Annotated in this window: 5 protein-coding genes; 3 read left to right on the top strand and 2 right to left on the bottom strand. The window is 37.3% G+C overall.

The window, feature by feature from the left end; all coding sequences use genetic code 11:
• Positions 1-132: 132 nt before the first annotated feature.
• Positions 133-405 carry a hypothetical protein gene (locus tag ABWO41_RS16225; RefSeq protein WP_353140276.1) on the bottom strand — a complete coding sequence of 91 codons (273 nt, stop codon included), beginning with the start codon at positions 403-405 and terminating at the stop codon, positions 133-135.
• Positions 406-735: 330 nt separating this feature from the next.
• Here ABWO41_RS16225 and ABWO41_RS16220 point away from each other — a divergent pair, with 330 nt between their 5' ends.
• Positions 736-963, top strand: a complete 228-nt coding sequence (locus ABWO41_RS16220) for a helix-turn-helix domain-containing protein (RefSeq protein ID WP_353140274.1) — start codon at positions 736-738, stop codon at positions 961-963.
• A gap of 472 nt (positions 964-1,435) precedes the next feature.
• Here ABWO41_RS16220 and ABWO41_RS16215 read toward each other — a convergent pair whose 3' ends face one another.
• Positions 1,436-1,804: a winged helix-turn-helix transcriptional regulator gene (locus ABWO41_RS16215; RefSeq protein WP_353140272.1), complete on the bottom strand. Its 369-nt coding sequence runs from the start codon at positions 1,802-1,804 to the stop codon at positions 1,436-1,438.
• A 138-nt stretch (positions 1,805-1,942) separates the two neighbouring features.
• Between ABWO41_RS16215 and ABWO41_RS16210 the strand changes: the two genes are divergently transcribed.
• The gene (locus ABWO41_RS16210; RefSeq protein ID WP_353140270.1) at positions 1,943-2,314 is read left to right on the top strand and encodes a DoxX family protein; all 372 of its coding nucleotides are present in this window, start codon (positions 1,943-1,945) and stop codon (positions 2,312-2,314) included.
• A gap of 4 nt (positions 2,315-2,318) precedes the next feature.
• The gene (locus ABWO41_RS16205) at positions 2,319-3,242 is read left to right on the top strand and encodes a ClpXP adapter SpxH family protein (protein WP_353140268.1); all 924 of its coding nucleotides are present in this window, start codon (positions 2,319-2,321) and stop codon (positions 3,240-3,242) included.
• Positions 3,243-4,014 lie beyond the last annotated feature (772 nt).

The following is a 4,014-nucleotide window of genomic DNA, read 5'->3' as shown; positions in this document are numbered from 1 at the left end:
TATCTATGCTCATATAAAGGTTTTATGGTTAAGATTTTAATGATAAAAAACAGGCTGTCCAACCTGCATGGCTTCAATAAAAAACTACTACTATTTTTACCATACCATGGACAGCCTTATGAGAGCGAAAAACTATTCCGGTGATTTGAAAATACAAGGATCTGTTAATTGACGGCTGTTCAGGGTGCCTTCGGTTAGCATAGGTTCCAAAGCATTCAGCACCTGTTGCAAATGCGCATAAACCGCTAAAAGCTTTTCCCTCCTTTCCAAAGTCTGCCTGTTATAAGCTCCCGATACAGTAAGTGAAAACAATTGCCAGAGATAAGCTTTTGTCTCTTCAAGAGAGAACTCCTGAAAACATTCTTGTAGAATGTCCGCGAAAATCTGGGCCTTTTCTTTTTCCATGATACCCGTTAATTATGTTAACGAGTCTTTTAGCAAGTAGCACCATAATAAGTGTGGGCTCTACATACCATAATCGCTTAAAGTTTCTGACGCCTTACGTGATACGGATTTACAGCAGAGCCCACACCTACTTCGATGAACAAATATAGTACATCTACACATAGATAGTGGGATATTTCTGCTGTCTTACATCACGGCGTCAGAATTGCGATTGTAAGACTCTTTATAATACCTTGTTATAAAATCAAATATAAATAATTAAATCAAAGTAAACAAATTTGTTGACCATTATTTTTGCTTATTGTGGAGATTGCTTAAATGGATGCTGATTTGGAAAAATTCAGAGAAAATTTAGGTAAGAGAATTGCTCAAATTCGAATAGAAAGAAAGCTAGATCAGACGGAACTAGCTGCTATATTAGATGGGAAAGATAAACAAGCTATTAACAGGTATGAAAAACAGGGAGCAAACCCAACAGCATATATTCTGTTAAAAATAGCAAAAGCTCTAAACGTTACAGTTGATGAGTTACTCGATTTCAGTGAAATAGAAAAGTAACAAATACAAACAGACTTTTAGCATTTAAATATGTAAACTAAGCATATTCTAATACCATAACACGTTTTCACTTAAAGCAGCCAGAACACCAACTAAGACACAAGTAAAGATTACCAATAAGATTCTGGATAGCTTTAAATTCAGACTTATATAATTCCTAAAAAACCAGACCACAGGAATTAAGAGGACAAAGTAAAGATCTAACCAAAAAGACTTATAAAGGTCTATACCTAAAACACCATATAAAACAATCCAGTGAAACACATAAAATAACATAATCGCCAGTATACAAAACATAGGCTTATTATTACTATGCAGCGACTGCGGATACAGCTTAAAAAGCTTAACGAGATAAACAATGCTAAAAAGCTTAAACAAAAACAGCAGAAGCAATAATAAGAAGACAATTAGAGGCATAAAGGTGTTTGTTGTTGGATTAGATAATATATTGATGTAAACAACATAGAATTATTTAAACGCTTTCCGGTTTGTGAAGCGCATTCCTATAAGAAATTCCCCATTTCGCAATTTCTTCAATAATAGGTTCTAAAGTACGTCCGTATTCTGTTACCTCGTATTCTACTGTAATAGGTTTGGTATCGAGAACGGTACGGCGGACGAGCTGGTTCATTTCCATATCCTGCAATTCTTTGGACAGCATTTTAGCCGCTATACCATCGACTTCACGCAGCAGATCCATAAAACGCATCTTGCCACCTAATATCAGCGTCCCCAGAATATGAAATTTCCATTTTCCCGATAAAAGCTCCATAGTATCTTTGATACCTGCAATGCGTACCTGACAGGCAGCGGAGTTATTGATGCTCTGTTTCTTTCTCACCTCTCTAAATTTTATATCCGCAAAGATACTGATAATCTAGTATAGTTTCCAATTGGTAAGTAGTTTCCAAAAGGTAACTGATAACATTTATAAACTATCTTACATCTACCTTTGTAATAGATTTTTAAAATATAGAAAATGAAAACACATAACATCTTATTTTGGAGCACAACCGGATTATTTGCTGCTTTTATGCTCTTTAGCGGTTACAGTTACCTTACTTCGGAAGAAATGAAAGGTGCATTTACCTTTTTGGGATTTCCTGACTTTTTCAGAGTTGAACTTGCCATTGCTAAAATTCTGGGAGCTCTGACACTCATCCTTCCTTTTGTACCTAAGCCATTGAAAATTGCTGCTTATGTGGGATTTGCTATCAATTTGGTTTCTGCTATTGTAGCGCATGTGGCGAAAGACTACCATTCTTATGGGTTCATTGTTTTTGCTATAGCCACCTTAAGCCTATCTTATTATTCATACGTTAAATTACAACCCGAAGTCATTAAAAAATAAAATCATGTCGAACGAAACCATAAAAAACAACCCTTTATTATGCGACCCGGAAACAGGTATGTGTGAAATACCAGGTTTCGGAGATCAGGAAGTAAGCGCTGGCAGTGTTCAGTCAAAGGAAAAACCAGTTAAGGTGATTTACTTTACCGATCCAATCTGTTCTTCCTGCTGGGGAATAGAGCCGCAGCTACGGAAGCTAAAATTGGAATACGGCAATAATATAGAAATCGAATACCGTATGGGTGGTTTATTACCGGACTGGAGCTATAGTGGCGGCGGTATTAGTAAACCATCTGACGTTGCCCACCACTGGGATGAAGTAAGCGAATATTACGATATGCCCATTGACGGCGATGTTTGGCTGGAAGATCCGCTGGATTCTTCTTATCCTCCATCCATTGCATTCAAAGCAGCTCAGTTGCAGGATCAGGATAAAGCGGTTTTATTTTTAAGAGTAATCAGGGAGATGGTTTTCTTAGAGAAAAAAAACATTAGCAAATGGGAGTACCTGGCTATCGCGGCTCAAAAAGCGGGTTTAGATGTAGAAAAGCTAAAATCGGATTTCGAAGCTGACGCAAAAGCATTATTTAATGAAGATTTAAAGATAGCCAGAGAATACGGCGTAAGAGGTTTCCCTACCCTATTTTTTGAAGGAAACAACGGTTCCAGAGAAATGGTTTACGGTTCTAAAACCTATCCATTCTATGAAACCGCTATTTTAAAGTTAGCACCAAACGTATCAAAGTCAGAATATGGCAAAAACTGGGAGTCCTTATTTTCAAAATACCCTTCACTTACGGCAAAGGAATTTACAGAACTATCCGGTATCAGGAGATCTGACAGTGAAGGAATTCTGGATGAACTTGTTTCTGAAGGTAAATTGGAAAAGCTTAATACCAAAAATGGAGCATTGTGGATGAGCAGATAGACCTGTTTGGTTTGTATGTTAAATATCATTAATTCGTATAGGATATATTAAATGAAACCTATATCATTTTTTTTACTTGCAAATATTTCTAACAGACCATCTAAATTAAGATCAGCACAAACCAATTTTCCGGGATGTATTTGAGACAGATCCGAGACAAAGTCGAGAATTGTTCGGGAAATCTTGCAGTTTTCTTCGACAGTTCTTCGACAATCCTTCGACAAAAGGTACTGTTTCTTCGACAAGTGTTCGACAAACCTTCGGCAAATGCCGAAGCGCACCCGAACAATTCCCGAAGGAAAGTCGAATCTGGTATCCGTCTATCTCGAACCAATCTGGATTCAATTACCTTGTTTTATCAAACCTTTTCTTGCATGGGTTCCTCTTCTGTGTTTCGTTCTTCCTCCGCTTTCAGGAACCAAGTCTGTAATAGCAACGCTATAGGTTTGTCTCTTTTCCTTCGGTTTTCCTGCAATTTACTTACGTTTTTCCTTCATTCCGTAAGTCTGGCGTAAGAGAAACGTAAGACAGACGTAAGAAAATCGTAAGAGAACCGTAAGAGAATCGTAAGACCTGGAAAGGTCTTGGTAGGGAGAAGTGTAAGATAAACGTAGGAAAAACGAAGAAGAAACGTAAGAAAAATGGTATTAATTGATATATTTATTAGAAGGTAGGCATTTCTGATGAAGATTTTTAGGATTATTAACGGCAGTAGCTATTAACACGGAGATCCTTCTCTGCGCTCAGGATGACGTGGTTGAGGTAAGGAAAG

The organism is Pseudopedobacter sp., from assembly GCF_040392825.1.
Taxonomy (GTDB): domain Bacteria; phylum Bacteroidota; class Bacteroidia; order Sphingobacteriales; family Sphingobacteriaceae; genus Pseudopedobacter.
Note: the sequence above shows the minus strand (reverse complement) of the source record. Positions and strands in the feature narration are given on the sequence as shown.

Coding starts and splice junctions, on each gene's coding strand:
- ABWO41_RS16225 (WP_353140276.1), bottom strand. CDS start 405: ATGGAAAAAGAAAAGGCCCAGATTTTCGCGGACATTCTACAAGAATGT.
- ABWO41_RS16210 (WP_353140270.1), top strand. CDS start 1,943: ATGAAAACACATAACATCTTATTTTGGAGCACAACCGGATTATTTGCT.
- ABWO41_RS16205 (WP_353140268.1), top strand. CDS start 2,319: ATGTCGAACGAAACCATAAAAAACAACCCTTTATTATGCGACCCGGAA.